The following is a 17,741-nucleotide window of genomic DNA, read 5'->3' as shown; positions in this document are numbered from 1 at the left end:
ACTTTATCGCCGATAAGGAACTTTATCGATGATAAATTTTATGAACCATCTCCTCGAGCGCCGCGCCAAACTCGCCTTCCCCCTGATCCTGGGCACGGTGGTGCTGGACGCCGTCGGCATCGGCCTGGTGATGCCGATCATTCCGAGGCTGCTGCGCGAGGTCGGCCACACCGGGGATCTCGGCTGGCGGTTCGGGGCTTTCCTGGGCCTCTACGCCCTTATGCAGTTCCTGTGCGCGCCGGTGCTGGGCGCGCTCAGCGACAAGCTTGGCCGGCGACCCGTGCTGCTGGTCTCCCTGGCGGGCGCGGCGATCGACTATGTGTTCATGGCCTTCGCGCCCTCGCTGGCCTGGCTGTTCGTCGGCCGCGCCATCGCCGGGGTCACCGGAGCCAACATGGCCGTGGCCCAGGCCTATATCGCCGACATAACGCCCGAGGCGCAGCGCACCCGCCGCTTTGGCCTGTTCAGCGCCATGTTCGGGGTCGGCTTCATCCTGGGTCCGGTGATGGGCGGGTTCCTCGGCGAGGTCTGGACGCGCGCGCCGTTCCTGGCGGCGGCGGCGCTGAACGGCGTCAACTTCCTGATGGCCGTCTTCGTCCTGCCGGAGTCGCACAAGAGCCTGGATGAGGCGCGCGCCAAGCCGTTCGATCGCGCGGCGTTCAACCCGTTCGGCTCGCTGCGCTGGGCGACGGCCTTTCCCGCCCTGCTGCCGCTGATGGCCGCCTTCGTGCTGCTGGCTATCGTCGGCGAGGTCGGCGGCACGATCTGGGTGCTGTACGGCGAGGACAAGTTCGCCTGGGATCCGTGGACGGTCGGCTTCTCGCTGGCGGGCTTTGGCGTCTTCACCGCCCTGGCCCAGGCCTTCGTGGCGGGCCCGGTCGCCGAGCGGTTCGGCGAGCGCAGGACCCTGGCCATCGCCATCGTCTGCGACGCCTTCGCCTATATCGCGATCGGCCTGGCCACCAAGGGCTGGATGGCGTTCGCGCTGCTGCCGTTCTTCTGCCTGGGCGGCATTGGCCACGCGGCCATCCAGTCGCTGCTGTCGGCCCAGGTCGGCGAGGACCAGCAGGGCCGCCTGCAAGGCGTGCTGGCCAGCCTCGCGAGCCTGGCCTCGGTCATCGGCCCAGTGGTCATCGCCCAGGTCTATTTCGCCAGCCGCGGCTGGTTTCCGGGCCTGGTGTGGACGGCGGGCGCGGCGATCGGCCTACTGTGCCTGCCGATCCTCCTGAGCGGCCCCTCGACAGCGGCCCGCCGATAAGGTCCGCCCCCGAGAAACATGGTTAATCGGGCCTTTACCCTGGCGCGCTAGGGTCGCCTCATGCGCCGCCCCCTCTTGGTCCTGTTGATCCTCGCCTTGGCCGGCCCGGCCCTGGCTGGCCAGGCGACGATCCCGGCTCCGCCGAAAGCCAAGAAGCCCATCGCGGTCGTCTCCGCACCGCTCGCGGCGCCCAGCTTCGTCCTGCCCGCCCCGATCCCCCTGGCCCAGAGCCGACCCGCCGGCGACGCCCAGCAGTGCAAGGCGACCTGTTCGAAGACGCTCTACTTCTGCCAGGCCACCGGCGACGACGACGGCTGCGCCGGCCGCTGGGCCCAGTGCAACGCGGCCTGCACGGCCACCTACACGCCGGCGCGCTTCGGCCGCTGAGCTTCCCCAAGGGCCGCTTGCCGCCCCGCATAACGCCGGTACACTCCTGAACAACGATAAGTCAGGAGGGTGGAATGTCGCTCATAGCTTCTGGGGGGAAACTCCCGAAGGCGTGCGTCATCGGCGCGGGCTGCAGCGGCTTCACCACGATCAAGCGGCTGAAGGACCACGGCGTCCCGTACGACTGCTTCGAGATGTCCGACGAGATCGGCGGCAACTGGTACTTCAAGAACCCCAACGGCCTGTCGGCCTGCTACGAGAGCCTGCATATCGACACCAGCAAATGGCGCCTGGCGTTCGAGGACTTCCCCGTGCCGAAGGACTGGCCGGACTTCCCGCATCACGCGCAGCTGTTCCAGTACTTCAAGGACTATGTCGACCACTTCGGCCTGCGTCCGACCATCACCTTCAACACCCGCGTCGAGCGCGCCCATCGCACCGATGACGGCCTGTGGTCGGTGACGCTCTCCACGGGCGAGACCCGGCTCTACGACGTCCTGTTCGTCTGCAACGGCCACCACTGGGACCCCCGCGTGCCCGAATATCCGGGCGAGTTCGACGGCCCCGCCTTCCACGCCCACGCCTATAGCGACCCGTTCGATCCCGTGGACATGCGCGGCAAGAACGTCGTGGTGGTCGGCATGGGCAATTCGGCCATGGACATCGCCAGCGAGCTCTCCCAGCGGCCGATCGCGAAAAACCTCTGGGTCTCGGCCCGGCGCGGGGTCTGGGTGTTCCCCAAGTACCTGAATGGCAAGCCGGCGGATAAGAGCGCCATGCCGGCCTGGATGCCGCGCAAGCTGGGGCTCTCCCTCGCCCGCTCGGTGATCAAGAAGACCATCGGCAAGATGGAAGACTATGGCCTGCCCAAGCCCGACCACGAGCCGCTGGAGGCCCACCCGTCGGTCTCCGGCGAGTTCCTGACCCGCGCGGGCTGCGGCGACATCAAGTTCAAGCCGGCGATCAAGGCGCTGGAGGGCAAGCGGGTACGCTTCGCCGACGACACCGTCGAGGCGGTCGACGCCATCGTCTTCGCCACCGGCTACAAGATCAGCTTCCCGTTCTTCGACGACCCGGCCCTGCTGCCGGGCGCCGACCACCGCTTCCCGCTGTTCAAGCGGATGATGAAGCCGGGGATCCCGAACCTGTTCTTCATGGGCCTGGCCCAGCCGCTGCCGACCCTGGTGAACTTCGCCGAGCAGCAGGCGAAGCTGGCGGCGGGGTATCTGGCGGGCAAGTACGCGCCGCCGTCGGAAGCCGAAATGGTCCGCCTCACCGCCAAGGACGAGGCGCGCCACACCGGCCAGTTCTACGACTCGGCGCGGCACACCATCCAGGTCGACTTCAACGTCTATTGCGCCGACTTGAAGAAGGAGATCGCCAAGGGCGAGGCGCGGGCGCGCAGCCAGGGCGGCAAGCTGCCGGTGCCGGCGCTGGCGGAGATCAGGATGGAGCCGTTGCTGGCCAGCTAAGCCCTTCCCCCTTTGATGGGGGAAGGGTTTGGGATGGGGTGACACCGCCTCCGAAAAGGGCGAGGTGTCGCCACCGCCGCATCACCCCCATCCCCGCCCTTCCCCAATCGAGGGGGAAGGGAGAAGAAAGTCTCCATGGCCAAGATCACCTTCGACAAAGAGACCCGCGCCAAGCTGATCGGCGGGCTCTCGGACTATCTGCGGACCGAGCTGGACCTGGAGGTGAAGGGCTTCGACGCCGAGTTCCTGCTCGACTTCGTCACCGAGCGGCTGGGGCCCTACTATTACAACCAGGGCCTCCACGACGCCTCGACGCTGTATCGCGAGAAGCTGGAGGCGATCAGCGAGGCCGTCTACGAGATCGAGCAGCCGATCAAGGGGCTGTAACTTCCCCCCGCGTAAACATTGACGCCCCCAGCCAGCCGCGCATCCTTCCTGAACAGCGATAAGTCGCTCGGTAACCCGCGACGGGAGGAAGCTCGATGGCCGCCGCCGGCTCCGCCGCCTTCGCCCTGCCCAGGGCCCGCGTCATGGGCGTGAGTTCGTCCGGGATCGGGCATGAAGCGAGCCTGGGCGAAGAGGAAACCCGCTACCAATTCAACCGCGAGCGGCGAAAGTCTTGCGTGTCGCCGCGGAGTAAGGCTGTGATCATGACGGGGCGTCACGAACGTCCCGCTCCTGAGTCGCGGTCCATGTCGAATATCGCCTACTTCCCCAAGCCTCATGTCGACCAGCGACCGGGCAAGCGGGAGCGCACCAAGACCGCCAACCGCCAGGCGATCCTGGACGCCGCGCGCGAGGTGTTCGGCGAGCTGGGCTACGACGCCGCCACAGTGCGCGACATCATCCGCCGCACGGGTTTGGCCTCGGGCACCTTCTACAACTACTACAAGTCCAAGGAGGAGGTGTTCGACGCCCTGGCCGACGACGGCGCGCGGCGCTTCCGGCCCCTCCTGCGCGCCGAGTCCGAGAAGGCCACCGACTTCGAGGGCTTCCTGCGCGGCGCGATCCTGGCCTATTTCAACTTCGTGGCCACCGAGCAGGAGAGCTGGCGGATCAACCGGCCGGCCGGCGAACAGATCCCGCACGCGCGTCCATCGCCCGAGGTGACCGCCGTGTTCGACGAGGTCCGGGAAGCCTTCGCCCGGGTGCTGGAGCAGACCCACGCCCCGCCGGTCGACCTGGACTACCTGACCGCCGCCTGCATCGCCGTGGCCCGCGAGATCGGCGACAAGATGCTGGAGCGGCGGCCCGTCGACACCGAGGGCGCCGCCGACTTCGCGGTCAAGCTGATCCTGGGCGGCTTGCCGACCCTGCCAAGACTGTAGACACCAAGTCCAACGACAAGAACGCAGAGAGTGGGGAAACCATGGCTTCCGACGCCGCCCAGAAAACCATCCTGAAGCTGATCCTGTCCCTGCCCAGCCCGATCCTGCGGGCCATGTCGGGCGGCGGGGTCGTCTACAAGGGCGGCCGGACGCTAGACCCCCGCTTTCAGTTCTTCGCCCACGCGGCCAAGAAACTTCCACCGATGACGGCGCTGTCGCCCGCCGAGGCCGTGGCGGGCAGCGCTCGCGGCCTGGCCGCCGTGCAAGGGCCGCTGGAACCCGGCGTGCGCACCGAGAGCCTGTCGATCGAGGGCCCCAACGGTCCGATCCCGGCCCGCGCCTATCGGCCGGACAGCCAGGACTCCAGCGCGCCGCTGATCGTCTACGCCCACATGGGCGGCGGAGTGATCGGCGACCTGGAGTCCTGCCACGCCTTCTGCTCGATCCTGGCGCGGATCGCCCGCACGGCGGTGATCTCGGTCGACTACCGCCTGGCCCCCGAGCACAAGTTCCCAGCCGGACTTGAGGACGTGCTGGCCGCCTATCGCTGGGCGCGCGACAACGCCGGCCGCTTCGGGGCCGCGCCGGTTCCGCCCGCCATCGGCGGCGACAGCATGGGCGGCAACTTCTCGGCCATCGTCGCCCAGGAGATGCAGCGCAAGGGCGAGCCGCAACCGGCGCTCCAGATCCTGATCTATCCCGCCGTCGACGTGGCCAGCGAAACGCCGTCGATGACCACCTATGCCGACGCCTATCCCCTGACCCGCGCGACCATGGACTGGTTCATGGGCCACTATATGAGCGCCGACGCCGACCCGGCCGACCCGCGCCTGTCGCCGGACAAGACCGCCGACTTGACCGGCCTGGCCCCGGCCGTGATCGCCACCGCCGGCTTCGATCCGCTGGTCGACCAGGGCGAGGGCTACGCCAAGCGCCTGCAGGCGGCCGGCGTGCCGGTGCTCTACCGTTGTTACGACAGCCTGGCGCACGGGTTCACGGCCTTCACCGGCGCGATCCCGGCGGCGGACGGCGCGTGTCGCGAGATCGCGGGGCTGGTGCGGCAGGCGTTTGATCAGCGGACGGCGTGATGCGCGCCCTCGTCGTCGAGGACCTTGCCCCCGACTTCGCCGGCTGCGTCGTCCGTGACGTTCCGACACCCCCCCCTGGTCCCGGCGAGGTGCTGGTCCGCGTGCGCGCCGCCAGCGTCAACTTCCCCGACCTGCTGATGACCCGGGGCGAGTACCAGTTCAAGCCGCCCCTGCCCTTCACGCCCGGCCTCGACATCGCCGGCGAGGTCGCCGCCCTGGGCGAGGGCGTCACCGGCTTCCAGACGGGCGACGCCGTGGTCGGCGGGGCGCGGCTGGGCGGGTTCGCCGAATATGCCGTGCTGTCGGCGGAGGCCCTCAAGCCCAAGCCCGCGCGACTGTCCTTCGCCGAAGCCGCCGCCTATGGCGCGGCCTATCTCACCGCCTATGTCGCCCTGGTCCGCCGCGCGCGGCTGGAGCCCGGCGAGTGGGTGCTGGTCCACGGCGCGGCCGGCGGGGTGGGCCTGGCGGCGGTGGACCTGGCCAAGGCGCTGGGCGCGCGGGTGATCGCCGCCTCGGCCTCGGACGACAAGCTGGCGGCCGTGCGGGCGCTCTACGCTCCCGACGCCGTCGTCAACGTCACGAGCGGCTTCCGCGAGCAGGTCAAGGCGATCACCGGCGGCCGCGGGGCCGATGTCATCTACGACCCCGTGGGCGGCGACGTGTTCGACGAAAGCGTCCGCTGCATCGCCTTCGACGGCCGGCTGCTGGTCATCGGCTTCACCTCGGGCCGGATCCCGACCGTCTCGGTCAACATGCCGCTGATCAAGGGCTTCTCGGTCATGGGCGTGCGGGCCGGGGAATATGGCCGGCGGTTTCCCGAGAAAGGCCGGCAGAACGCCGAGGCCATCTGGAAAATGGCCGACGAGGGCGCCATAAGGCCGCACGTCCACGCTGAGTTGCCGCTGGATCGCTGGCGCGAAGCCTTCGACCTGCTGGCCGAACGTATGGTGGTGGGCAAGGCGGTGATCGTTCCGTGAACCCGCCAGGCAAGTGATTGAACCGACTCAGGTTGACATCCCTCGCCCGTTCTTTTATCCACCGCCCCTCACTCGCGGGGACCTAGTCACCGCGTTCAACGTATTTGCATTTCGGAGCCACGTCGTGAAGCGCACCTTCCAGCCGTCGAAGCTCGTGCGTGCCCGCCGTCACGGCTACCGCGCGCGTATGGCCACCAAGAACGGTCAAAAGATCGTCGCGCGTCGCCGCGCCAAGGGCCGCAAGCGCCTGACCGCCTAATTTCTCTTCCTCCCTCGGGAGGTTAGACGATGATCAAAGCCGCCTTTTCCACAGACCTGTTTTCAGGTTCTCGCCGGAAAGGCGGCTTTTTTCATGGCTGAAGCCCAGACCCTGAAGTTCGCCCCTCTTCGCTTTGAGAGACTGCGCAAGCGCCCCGACTTCCTGCTGGCGGCCAAGGCCCCGGCCCTGTCGCGCGGCGCGGTGTTCATCCAGATGCGCAAGCGTCCCGACGAGGATCCCACGGTCAGGGTCGGCTTCACCGCCACCAAGAAGATCGGCGGCGCCGTCGATCGCAACCGCGCCAAGCGCCGCCTCCGAGAGGCCGCCCGGCTGGTCCTGCCCCTTCATGCGCGCCCTTCGCACGACTATGTGTTCATCGCGCGCGGCGGCACGACCGTCCGCGAATGGGGGCGTTTGCTTGACGACGTTAAAACAGCGCTGATAAGCCTCGCCGCCGAGCACGATCGCGGAGGACCCAAGGTTCCCCGCCCGCCATCCGGCGTACCGCCAAAAGACGCCAAGACTCAAGACGCCTCTTCCCAACAACCCGATCCCAGAGTTTCCGGTTAAGCGCTCCATGCAGAACGACAACAAAAACACGCTGATGTTCATCGTCAGCGCGTTCGTGATCCTGATCGGGTACCAGTTCTTCATCCTGGGTCCGCAGCAGAAGCGCGCCGAGATCGAGGCGCGCGCCAAGAAGGCCGCCCAGGTCCAGGCCGCGATGCAGCCGGGCGTGACCCTGGACGCCAACGGCAATCCGGCGCCGCTGCGCCTGTCGCGCGACGCCGCCAAGGCTCAGAGCCCGCGCATCGTGGTCGACACCCCGGCCCTGTCGGGCTCGATCGCCCTGAAGGGCGGCCGCATCGACGACCTGTTCCTGCGCAAGTACGCCGAGACCACCGACAAGGGCTCGCCGCCGGTCGAGCTGTTCCGCCCCGAGGGCGCCGAGCACGCCTGGTTCGCCGATTTCGGCTGGGCGGGCGCCAACCTGCCGGGCCTGCCCGACAGCCGCACCGTCTGGACCGCCGCGCCGGGTCAGGTGCTGCGTCCCAACTCCCCCGTCACCCTGACCTACGACAACGGCATGGGCCTGACCTTCACGCGCCTGATCGGCGTGGACGACCAGGCGATGTTCACCGTCACCGACAGCGTCAAGAACAACGGGACCGCCGCCTTCCAGCTGGCCCCCTACGCCACCGTCCAGCGCCAGGGCATCACCGACCACCTGGGCAAGACCCAGATCGTCCACGAAGGCGCCATCGGCGTGCTGGGCTCCGGCAAGGACCAGAAGCTGGAAATGGCCAAGTACCAGAAGTGGAAGAAGGACAAGCCGCTCTCGACCTTCGACTCGGTCGGCGGCTGGGCCGGCATCACCGACAAGTACTGGCTGGCGGCCCTGATCCCCAACCAGGACCAGACCATCAAGGCCCAGTACCGCGTCACCCAGGCCGGCGGCACGGACATCTATGACGTCAACTTCGTCGGACCGACCCAGGCCCTGAACCCGGGCGCGACCCTGACCCAGAAGACCCGCCTGTTCGCCGGCGCCAAGACCGTGCCGCTGCTGCGCAAGTACGAGTACGGCGCGACGCCCGCCCCGGCGATCTGGGAGTTCTGGAACAACCCGAAGGCCGAAATCCCGCGCTTCGACGACGCCGTCGACTGGGGCATGTTCCGCTTCTTCACGCGCCCGATCTTCAATATCCTGGAGATCTTCTACAAGCTGGTCGGCAACTTCGGCCTGGCCATCATGGCGCTGACCGTCCTGCTCAAGCTCATCCTCTATCCGATGGCGGACAAGAGCTATGAGAGCATGGCCAAGATCAAGAAGATCTCCCCCGAGGTCGAGAAGCTGAAGGCCAAGCACAAGGACGATCCCGCCAAACAGCAGCAGGAGATGATGGCCCTGTACGCCAAGGAGAAGATCAACCCCATGATGGGCTGCCTGCCCATGCTGGTGCAGATCCCGGTCTTCTACTCACTGTACAAGGTGCTGACCGTCACCATCGAAATGCGCCACGCGCCGTTCTTCGGCTGGATCCACGATCTGTCGGCGCGCGATCCGACGACGATCTTCAACCTGTTCGGCCTGATCCCCTGGGACCCGGCCCACGCCCCGCTGATCGGCGCCTTCCTGTCGACCACCCTGCACATCGGCGTCTGGCCGCTGCTGTACGGCTTCACCATGTGGCTGACGACGGCGATGAACCCGCCGGCGGGCGACCCGATGCAGCAGCGGATCTTCCAGCTGTTCCCGATCGTCTTCACCTTCACCCTGTCGCAGTTCGCCGTGGGCCTGGTGATCTACTGGTGCTGGAGCAACATCCTGACCATCATCCAGCAGTACATCATCATGCGCCGCTACAAGGTCGAGAACCCGATCGACAAGATCATCGCCCGTCTGCAGGGCAAACCTGCTAACGCCACCTGATGAGCGACGAACCCAACCTTCCCCCCGAGCTCGCCCCAGAGCTTCCCAGCGTCCTGCCCGGCGCGGCCGACTTCACGGACGAGCAGATCGAGGCGGCGCGGGTGTTCTTCGCCCAGCCCGTCTCGTTCATGATGGGCGCGGTGCGCATGGACACCATGCCCGCGCCCGACCTGCCGGAAGTGGCGTTCGCCGGCCGCTCCAACGTCGGCAAGTCCAGCCTGATCAACGGGCTGGTGGGGCAGAAGTACCTGGCCCGCGCCTCGAACGAGCCGGGCCGCACGCGGGAGATCAACTTCTTCCTGCTGGCCGAGCAGGTGCGCCTGGTCGACCTGCCCGGCTACGGCTTCGCCCGCGTCTCGCGCTCGATCGCCGACAAGTTCCAGGACCTGGGCCGGGCCTATCTGCGCGGCCGCCCGAACCTGAAGCGCGTCTATGTGCTGATCGACGCCCGCCACGGCCTGAAGAAGGTCGATCTGGAGGCGCTGGACGCCCTGGATACGGCGGCGGTCTCGTACCAGATCGTCCTGACCAAGGCCGACAAGATCAAACCGCACGAGGTCGACAAGGTCGTGGCCGAGACGCTGAAGGCGATCGCCAAGCGCGCCGCCGCCTTCCCGCGCGTTCTGGCCACCTCGTCCGAAAAGGGCCTGGGGATGCCGGAGCTGCGGGCCGAGATCGTCCGGCTCTGCATCGACGAGTGAGTTGACCAGGCCGTGGACCTGTCCACAGCCTTTCGATCGCCATTAACCTCAAGCTAGGGTTCCGTCGCCAGAACCCCCGCCTTCCTGTTTCCGTAAGAAAAGTCCGTCGACCATGACCCGCCACGAACTCAAGACCTGGCCCAAATATTTCGCCGCCGTGCGCTCGGGCCAGAAGCGCTTCGAGATCCGCCGCAATGACCGTGAGTTCAAGGTCGGCGACATCCTGGTGCTGCGCGAGTTCGATCCGGAAGATGACGCCTATACTGGCCAGGCCGAGGAGCGTCAGATCACCTTCCTGCTGTCGGAAGAAGACTATGGCGGCGTCATCCACGGTTTCGTGGCCATCGGCTTCGGCGAGGTGGCGCCGCATCCGGACGCCGACGCCGAGGTCACCGCCGAGAGCCTGGCGACCTGGCATGAGACCGCCGCCTCCAACGCCGCCCTGCGCGCCCAGGAGGCCCGCAAGGTCTCGGAGAGCTACGCGGCGAGCAACATGGGCGTCGCGGCCGACCGCAACGGCGCCGTGGCCGATCTCGCCGCCGCCGAAGCCGGCTTCCATGCCGCGGCGGCGCGGATCGTCCGCAAGGGCTAGGATTGGAAAGCTCCTCCCCCCGCGCGCGGGGGAGGTGGCCCAGAGGGCCGGAGGGGGCAAGCTGGACGCGTGCCGCGTTGGCCCCCTCAGTCGCTGCCGCGACAGCTCCCCCGCACGCGGGGGAGCATCTAAATCACGCCGCTTCGCGAACCACGGCCGGGAACACGTCGTCCATGCGCAGATAGGTGATCAGGCGGTTTTCCATCGAGATGATCGCCTGGATGTAGCGCAGTTCCTCGACGCCGACGTCCGGGGCCGGCTGCAGGCTGTCGCGCGGCACGGTGAAGGTTTCAGACACGGCGTCGACCAGAATGCCGGCCAGACGGTCCTGGCATTCGACGACCACGATCACGTGGCGGGTCTCGGGAATGGTGACGCCCAGGCCCAGGCGGTTGCGCAGGTCGATGACCGGCATGATCGCGCCGCGCAGGTTGATGACGCCGCGCATATAGGCCGGAGCGTGGGGGATCGGGGTGGCCGGGGTCCAGCCGCGGATCTCGCGGACCGTCTTCACGTCGATGCAGAATTCCTGCTCGCCGATGCAGAACGAGATCAGTTCCAGAGCGGGCGCGGTGGTGTCGGTCATGGCGGTGTCCCCGGGTCTAATTCAGCGGGCCCGGGGCGGCGTGTTCGACGCGCTCTCGGGCTCCCTGCCACAAGAGCCCGAACCGTCTTTAACAACCGTTAAGTCTGAGCTTGAAGGAGCGCGCCGGATTGTCGCGCCCCCTCAAACTGAGTCTTAGAGTTCTTCCGACAGCCCCTCGTCGCCGTCGTCCGACAGGTTGAACTCGTACCAGACGCCGTTGAGCACGCCGAAGGCGACGGCCAGGCCCAGGCCGAGGATCCAGGTGAAGTACCACATGACTTTCTAGCTCCTCAGTACAGGTCGGGGTTGGTGGCCAGGGCGGCCGTGGTGCTGCGGCCCCACAGAACCTTGTAGACCCAGGTCGTGTAGAGCAGGACCAGGGGCAGGAAGATCACCGTGACGATCAGCATGATGAACAGGGTCATGTGGCTGGATGAGGCGTTCCACACCGTCAGGCTGGAGCGCGGGTCGTAACTGCTGGGCAGGATGAACGGGAACATCGACAGACCCACCGTCGCGATGATCCCGACCGTCGAGGCCGACGAGCCGCCGAACGCCGCCCAGGCCTTGTTGAACCGCATCCCCACGAGCGCCAGGGCCGCGCCCACGAAGCCCAGGACCGGCGCGATGATCATCCAGCCATGGCGGCCATAGTTGTCCAGCCAGGCGCCCGGAGCACGCACGGCGGCGGCGCCGCGCAGCGGGTTGGACGGACCGGCCGCGTCGGCCAGACCCTCGATCCGGAAGCCCAGGCCGCCGAAGGCTACCCAGAAGCCGCCGGCCGCGAACAGCACGATGCTGGCCAGGCCCGCGATCTCGCCGATGCGACGGGCGCGCTCGGTGACCGGGCCTTCCTCGGCCTTGACGGTCAGCCAGGCCGCGCCGTGCAGAACGAGCATCGACACCGATAACAGGCCGCACAGCAGGGCGAAGGGCGAGAACAGGCCGATGAAGGCGCCCTCATAGAAGGCCCGCAGGTCGGTATCCAGGCGGAAGGGCGCGCCTTGCAGGACGTTGCCCATGGCCACGCCGAACACCAGAACCGGCACGAAACCGCCGACGAACAGGCCCCAGTCCCAGAACGACCGCCACTTGGGATGCGGCCGCTTGGAGCGGTACTTGAAGCTGACGGGCCGCATGATCATCGCCGCCAGGACCACGAACATAGCGAGATAGAAGCCCGAGAAGCTGATGGCGTAGACGAATGGCCAGGCGGCGAAGATCGCGCCGCCGCCCAGGATGAACCACACCTGGTTGCCTTCCCAGGTCGCGCCGACGGTGTTGATGACCATCCGGCGTTCCTTGTCGGTCTTGGCGACGAAGGGCAGCAGCGCGCCGACGCCCATGTCGAAGCCGTCGGTCAAGGCGAAGCCGATCAGGAGTATCCCGACCAGGGCCCACCAGAGGACACGAAGGGTGGCGTAGTCGATTGGGAGTTCCATCAGGTGATCCTCCTTAAGCCACGGCCGGTTCGGATTCAGCGAACTCGCCGTCGGGGACGGGGTCGTGCTGAGCGAACGGGCCTTTCTTGATGGCGCGCAGGATCAGGCCGATCTCGACCACTGCCAGCGAGCCGTACAGAAGGGTGAACGCCGCGATGCTGGTCAGCAGCTGCGGCACGGAAAGGCTGGAGGCGCCCAGGAAGGTGGGCAGCACGCCGTCCACCGCCCAGGGCTGCCGGCCGACCTCGGCCAGCACCCAGCCCAACTCGGTCGAGATCCACGGCAGTGGGATGGCCGCCACGGCGATCATCAGGAACCACTTGGTGTCGTGCTTGCGCAGGGTGACCAGCACGAAGGCGGTGGTGAACATGGCGATCATCAGGAAGCCGATCCCGGCCATGATGCGGAACGCCCAGAACATCACCGGCACCGGCGGCACCGTGTCCCAGGCCGTCTTGGCGATCAGGTCCGGACTGGCCTGGCGCGGGTCGGCGACATAGCGCTTCAGCAGCAGGGCGTAACCCAGGTCGCGACGGTGCGCCTCGAACGCGGCGCGGGCGGTCATGTCCCGCGGATTGACCTTCAGGGCCTCGACCGCGCCATAGGCGATCACGCCGCTCTCGATGCGGTCCTGCGCCTTGGCGACCAGCTGGAAGATGCCCTCCACCGGCGTGTCGAAGCTGCGGGTGGCGATCAGGCCCAGGACGTAGGGGATCCTGATCTCATAGTGGGTCTTGCGCTCCTTCAGGTCCGGGATGCCAAAGGCGGTCAGGCCGGCCGGGGCGGGCTCGGTCTCCCACATGGCCTCAAGAGCCGCGAGCTTCATTTTCTGGTTGTCGGTCAGGGCGTAGCCGCTCTCATCGCCCAGCACGACGACCGACAGCGAGGCGGCGAGACCAAAGGCGGCGGCGACGGTCATCGACCGCTTGGCGACCCCGATGTGCTTGCCCTTCAGCAGGTACCAGGCCGAGACGCCCAGCACGAACACCGAGGCGATCACATAGCCGGCGCTGACCGTGTGCACGAACTTGGCCTGGGCCACCGGGTTGAACAGCACGTCGCGGAAGCTGGAAACCTCCATGCGCATGGTGTCGGGGTTGAAGGCCGCGCCCATCGGGTTCTGCATCCAGCCGTTGGCGACCAGGATCCACAGGGCCGACAGGTTGGTGCCCAGGGCGACCATGAAGGTCACGAACAGGTGGCCGACGCGGCTGAGCTTGTCCCAGCCGAAGAACATCAGCCCGACGAAGGTGGCTTCCAGGAAGAAGGCCATCAGCCCTTCGATCGCCAGCGGGGCGCCGAAGATGTCGCCGACATAGTGCGAGTAGTAGGACCAGTTCATGCCGAACTGGAATTCCATGGTGATGCCGGTGGCGACGCCGAGCACGAAATTGATGCCGAACAGCGTCCCCCAGAAGCGGGTGGTGGTCCGCCAGATGGGCCGCTTGGTCATCACATAGATGCTCTCCATGATGACCAGCATGAAGCTGAGCCCCAGGGTGAGCGGTACGAACAGGAAGTGGTATAAGGCGGTCAACGCGAACTGAAGGCGCGAGAGATCGATGACGGCGGGGTCCATGAAAAGCTCCCAGACGAACGGCCGATGATCACGCCGATCGAGGGCTTTTCCCTAGACCGTCGCGACCGCCCGGTCCTTGATTAGGATCAAGGCTTGCGAATGAAAGCAGCCTACACTCGACCCATGGCCGGCAGTATAGTGCAGATTGATCGCACCGTGGCGCCAAAGCGGTGGCTCGGTGGCGCAAGCCGTCGCGGCGGGCCCGCGAGCGGCCGTGCGCGGGCGTTCGTGCTGCTCGACGGCGTGGCCGCGATCGTCTTCGCCTCGGGCCTGGCCTTCGGCGTCGACGCCATCGCCAGCCAGCGCGGACCGCTGGTTCTGAACCTCTCCCTGCTGGCGATCGTCGTGGCCGGAATCCTGCGGGGTTTGCTGGCCCGCCTGGCCGCGGGGGCAGGCGCCCAGGCCGCCGCCCAGGCCAAGGCCGCCGTTCGCGCGGACCTCGCCCGCTCCGTATTCGCCCATACTTCTCTGGGGGGCCCGCGCCACTCGGCCGGTGAAGCCGCCACCGCGCTGGTCGAGGGCGTCGAGGCGCTGGACGGGCACTTCGCCCGCTTCCTGCCCGCGCGACTATCCGCCGCGGTCCTGCCGCTGGTTATGATCGCCGTCGCCGCGATCGCCAGCCCCATTTGCGCCAGCATCATGCTGGCCACGCTTATTCCCTTCATCGCCGCCATGATCCTGGCCGGGACCGCCGCGGCCGCCGAGAGCCGCGCCCAATTCCTGGCCCTGGAGCGCCTTTCGGGCCTGTTCCTCGACCGCGTCCGCGCCCTGCCGGTCGTGCTGGCCTTCCAGGCCGAGGGGACGACCACCGCCGCCCTGCGCCGCTCGGCCTCCGAGCTGGCCGAGCGCACCATCCGGGTGCTGCGCGTGGCCTTCATCTCCTCGGCGGCCCTGGAGTTCTTCGCGGCCCTGTCGGTGGCGCTGGTGGCGGTCTATTGCGGTTTCAACCTGCTGCGCCTGCTGCCCTTCCCGGTTCCCGAGACCCTGGACCTGAAGCGAGCCTTCTTCGTCCTGGCCCTGGCGCCAGAGATCTACGCGCCGATGCGCCGCCTGGCCGCGGCCTATCACGACCGCCAGGCCGCCGAGTCCGCCAGCGCGAGCCTGTCGACCTTCGAGGTTCCGGAAACCAAGCCCACGGCGGCGCCGCTGAGCCTGGCCCCGACCCTCCGCTTCGAGGGCGTCACGGTCCGCTATCCGGACGCCGACGCGCCGACGCTTGAGGGCTTCGACCTCACTGTCCAAGCCGGAACCATCACCGCCCTGGTCGGCCCCAGCGGCGCGGGCAAGAGCTCGCTGCTGAACCTGCTGCTGGACCTGGCGCCCCTGAGCGGCGGGCGGATCCTGGTCGACGGCGCCGCGCCCCGCGTCGCCGACATCGCCTGGGCGGGCCAATCGCCGTTGATCCTGCCAGCCACGATCGCCGACAACATCGCCCTGTCGCGCCGCGAGGCGACCCGCGCCGAGATCGAGGCGGCGGCGAACGCGGTCGGCCTGATCCTCGACCGCGCCGGCGGCCTCGACTTCAGGCTGGACGAGCGCGGAAGCGGCCTGTCCGGCGGCGAGCGCCGCCGCCTGTCCCTGGCCCGCGCCCTGCTCAAATCCGCCCCCGTCCTGCTGCTGGACGAACCGACCGCCAATCTCGACGCCAAGGCCGAGGCCGAACTGCTGACCGCCATCCGCGTCGCCGCCAAGGGCCGCACGACCCTGATCGCCACCCATTCCGAGGCCGTCGCCGCCCTCGCCGACCAAGTGATCCGCCTGTGACGAACCCCGCGAGTCCCCTCGACGCCCTGATCCGCGCCCAGAAGCGCCAGCGCGCCGACGCCCTGCGGCTGGCCATAGCCAGCGCCGTCGTCGTGGGCGCGGCCTCCACCCTGCTGCTGGGCCTGTCCGGCTGGTTCATCGTCGCCAGCGCCGCCGCCGGCCTGGCGGGCCTGGCCGCGGCCCATACGTTCAACGTGCTGATCCCCAGCGCGATGATCCGCCTGCTGGCCATCCTGCGCACCGCCGCGCGCTACGGCGAGCGCCTGTCCGGACACACCGCCGCTCTGCGCGCCCTGGCCGTCATCCGTCCGGCGGTGTTCGAGAGCCTGGCCGCCGCCCCGCCGTCGGAGTCGCTGACCCTGTCGCGCGGCGAGGCCTCGGCCCGTCTCGTCCAGGACGTCGACGCGATCGAGACCCGCTTCGTCCGCCTGTCCGCCCCCTGGAGCGCCGTCGCCGGCCTGGGTTCGGGCCTGGCCCTGGCCGCCCTGACCGGCTGGCTGCCCGCCGTCTTGATCCTGCTGGCCGCCGGCGCCGCGATCCTGGTCGCCCGGGCCCTGGCCAAGCGCTTCTCGACGCCCGCCCGCGCCGCCGTTCAGGCCAGGATCGGGGCGCTGAAGGAGACCACCGCCGCCCTGGTCGCCGCCTCGGCCGAGCTCCGCGCCTACGGTCTGGACGCCTGGGCCGGTGAGACGTTGAACGCCAAGGCCGCCGAACTCGATGCGGCGCGCCTGGCCGCCGCCCGCGCTCAGGGGCTGATCCTGCTGAGCCAGGCCGCCCTGCTCGGCGTCGCGGTCGCCGCCGCCGTCGCCAGCGCGGCCCCGGCCGGCGCGCCGCTGGCGGCCCTGGCCGGTCTGGCCGCCGCCATGAGCGTCGACGCCCTGGCGGGCCTCGCCCACGCCGTCGACCAGGACGGCGCGGCGCGGGAAGCGCGCGAGCGCCTCGACACGATCCTGCGACATCGCGCCAGGCCGGCCGAACCCGCGCCGGAGACGCCGCCCAGCCTGACGATCCTTGGCCAGACCCTGAAGCCCGGCGAACGGCTGGCCGTTGTCGGCCCGTCCGGCTGTGGCAAGACCACCGCGATCGAGGCCCTGCTGGGCCTGCGCGGCGAGACCGCCCTGTCCCGCCCAGGTCCGCCCCGTTCCGCCTTCGCCTGGCTGCCGCAGGACGCGGGGCTGATCGCCGGCACGGTGCGCGACAACCTCCGCCTGGCCGCGCCCAAGGCGACCGACGCCCAGCTATGGGACGTGCTCGAGGACGCCGGTGTGGCCGACCGCATCCGCGCCGCGCCGCAAGGCCTGGCCGCCTATGTCGGGGACGACGGCGAACGGCTGTCCGGCGGCGAGCGGCGGCGCCTGGCCCTGGCGCGGGCCTATCTGCGGGATGCGCCGTGGCTGCTGTTGGACGAGCCCACCGAAGGGCTGGACGCGGCGACGGAAGCGCTGGTGGTGGAAAGGCTGCGGGAGCGCCTGAAGCGCACCGGCCAGGGCCTGGTGCTGGTCAGCCACCGCGCGGCGCCGGCGGCGATCTGTGGGCGGCGGGTGGAGATGAACCCGAACAAAAAGTCGATCTTCCCGGCCAAGGCCGAGGCCCGGATCGAACCCACGAACGCTTGAGGATTGGACGCGCAGGCCGTTGCGAAAATCCAAAAGGCATGGATGGATCTTGGCCCCGGCCTTCGCCAGGGGGATCGGGGCCAGGACGCTCCCAGCTCGACTTGGGAGCGCCCCAGCTACTTCATGTTCACCCGGATGTAGGTCACGAACAGAACCACGGCGAACGCCGTGAACGACGCGATGACCAGACCCAGATACGCCATTTGCCCACCCGACATCGGAGCGCTCCTTTTGCTTGGAGCGCGCAGCCTCCGACCT

General features: G+C 68.4%; 17 protein-coding genes and 1 pseudogene. 14 read left to right on the top strand and 4 right to left on the bottom strand.

The genetic code is table 11. From position 1 onward, the window contains the following. Window positions 1-40 precede the first annotated feature (40 nt). The 12 genes and pseudogenes from tet to ACW175_RS02995 all read left to right on the top strand — a co-directional run bounded on the left by tet (window position 41) and on the right by ACW175_RS02995 (window position 10,496). Window positions 41-1,258 (top strand): Tet(A)/Tet(B)/Tet(C) family tetracycline efflux MFS transporter, encoded by a 1,218-nt coding sequence (gene tet / locus ACW175_RS03050; protein ID WP_492103189.1) that lies wholly within the window; start codon window positions 41-43, stop codon window positions 1,256-1,258. Between the two features lie 60 nt (window positions 1,259-1,318). After that, window positions 1,319-1,645 carry a hypothetical protein gene (locus ACW175_RS03045; protein ID WP_492103188.1) on the top strand — a complete coding sequence of 109 codons (327 nt, stop codon included), beginning with the start codon at window positions 1,319-1,321 and terminating at the stop codon, window positions 1,643-1,645. A 74-nt stretch (window positions 1,646-1,719) separates the two neighbouring features. Beyond that, entirely contained in the window at window positions 1,720-3,117 is a 1,398-nt protein-coding gene (locus ACW175_RS03040) for a flavin-containing monooxygenase (RefSeq protein ID WP_492103187.1), read from the top strand. A gap of 135 nt (window positions 3,118-3,252) precedes the next feature. Further along, entirely contained in the window at window positions 3,253-3,504 is a 252-nt protein-coding gene (locus ACW175_RS03035) for a DUF2164 domain-containing protein (RefSeq protein ID WP_492103186.1), read from the top strand. A 305-nt stretch (window positions 3,505-3,809) separates the two neighbouring features. Beyond that, window positions 3,810-4,445 (top strand): TetR/AcrR family transcriptional regulator, encoded by a 636-nt coding sequence (locus ACW175_RS03030; RefSeq protein ID WP_492103185.1) that lies wholly within the window; start codon window positions 3,810-3,812, stop codon window positions 4,443-4,445. Between the two features lie 32 nt (window positions 4,446-4,477). After that, window positions 4,478-5,533 (top strand): annotated as a pseudogene (locus tag ACW175_RS03025) (alpha/beta hydrolase); the annotation flags it as partial. Next, window positions 5,533-6,510, top strand: coding sequence for an NADPH:quinone oxidoreductase family protein (locus ACW175_RS03020; protein ID WP_492103184.1), 978 nt, complete (start codon window positions 5,533-5,535; stop codon window positions 6,508-6,510). The pseudogene ACW175_RS03025 and the gene ACW175_RS03020, both read left to right, overlap by 1 nt. Before the next feature lie 124 nt (window positions 6,511-6,634). Further along, a complete protein-coding gene (gene rpmH, locus ACW175_RS03015; protein WP_012284717.1) occupies window positions 6,635-6,769 on the top strand; it encodes a 50S ribosomal protein L34 in 135 nt (44 codons plus the stop codon). A gap of 93 nt (window positions 6,770-6,862) precedes the next feature. Beyond that, window positions 6,863-7,339, top strand: a complete 477-nt coding sequence (rnpA, locus tag ACW175_RS03010) for a ribonuclease P protein component (protein ID WP_492103183.1) — start codon at window positions 6,863-6,865, stop codon at window positions 7,337-7,339. 7 nt (window positions 7,340-7,346) lie between these two features. Further along, window positions 7,347-9,203, top strand: coding sequence for a membrane protein insertase YidC (gene yidC / locus ACW175_RS03005; RefSeq protein WP_492103182.1), 1,857 nt, complete (start codon window positions 7,347-7,349; stop codon window positions 9,201-9,203). Then, window positions 9,203-9,904 carry a ribosome biogenesis GTP-binding protein YihA/YsxC gene (gene yihA / locus ACW175_RS03000; protein ID WP_492103181.1) on the top strand — a complete coding sequence of 234 codons (702 nt, stop codon included), beginning with the start codon at window positions 9,203-9,205 and terminating at the stop codon, window positions 9,902-9,904. The genes yidC and yihA overlap by 1 nt, the downstream gene beginning before the upstream one ends. Before the next feature lie 112 nt (window positions 9,905-10,016). Then, on the top strand, window positions 10,017-10,496 hold the full coding sequence (locus ACW175_RS02995; protein WP_492103180.1) for an ASCH/PUA domain-containing protein: 480 nt from the start codon (window positions 10,017-10,019) through the stop codon (window positions 10,494-10,496). A gap of 133 nt (window positions 10,497-10,629) precedes the next feature. Here ACW175_RS02995 and ACW175_RS02990 read toward each other — a convergent pair whose 3' ends face one another. The 4 genes from ACW175_RS02990 to ACW175_RS02975 all read right to left on the bottom strand — a co-directional run bounded on the left by ACW175_RS02990 (window position 10,630) and on the right by ACW175_RS02975 (window position 14,103). After that, a complete protein-coding gene (locus ACW175_RS02990) occupies window positions 10,630-11,082 on the bottom strand; it encodes a chemotaxis protein CheW (RefSeq protein WP_099575770.1) in 453 nt (150 codons plus the stop codon). Between the two features lie 153 nt (window positions 11,083-11,235). Then, entirely contained in the window at window positions 11,236-11,358 is a 123-nt protein-coding gene (gene cydX / locus ACW175_RS02985; RefSeq protein WP_492103179.1) for a cytochrome bd-I oxidase subunit CydX, read from the bottom strand. Between the two features lie 14 nt (window positions 11,359-11,372). Then, on the bottom strand, window positions 11,373-12,524 hold the full coding sequence (cydB, locus tag ACW175_RS02980) for a cytochrome d ubiquinol oxidase subunit II (protein ID WP_492103178.1): 1,152 nt from the start codon (window positions 12,522-12,524) through the stop codon (window positions 11,373-11,375). A 13-nt stretch (window positions 12,525-12,537) separates the two neighbouring features. Further along, window positions 12,538-14,103 carry a cytochrome ubiquinol oxidase subunit I gene (locus tag ACW175_RS02975; protein WP_492103177.1) on the bottom strand — a complete coding sequence of 522 codons (1,566 nt, stop codon included), beginning with the start codon at window positions 14,101-14,103 and terminating at the stop codon, window positions 12,538-12,540. A 123-nt stretch (window positions 14,104-14,226) separates the two neighbouring features. Here ACW175_RS02975 and cydD point away from each other — a divergent pair, with 123 nt between their 5' ends. Both cydD and ACW175_RS02965 read left to right on the top strand, forming a co-directional pair. Next, window positions 14,227-15,867, top strand: coding sequence for a thiol reductant ABC exporter subunit CydD (cydD, locus tag ACW175_RS02970; RefSeq protein WP_492103176.1), 1,641 nt, complete (start codon window positions 14,227-14,229; stop codon window positions 15,865-15,867). Beyond that, window positions 15,864-17,483, top strand: a complete 1,620-nt coding sequence (locus ACW175_RS02965) for an amino acid ABC transporter ATP-binding/permease protein (RefSeq protein WP_492103175.1) — start codon at window positions 15,864-15,866, stop codon at window positions 17,481-17,483. Before cydD ends, ACW175_RS02965 begins: the two co-directional genes overlap by 4 nt. Window positions 17,484-17,741 lie beyond the last annotated feature (258 nt).

This window comes from Caulobacter sp. FV1ye6ST (assembly GCF_058681225.1).
This window is presented reverse-complemented; position numbering and strand designations above follow the sequence as displayed.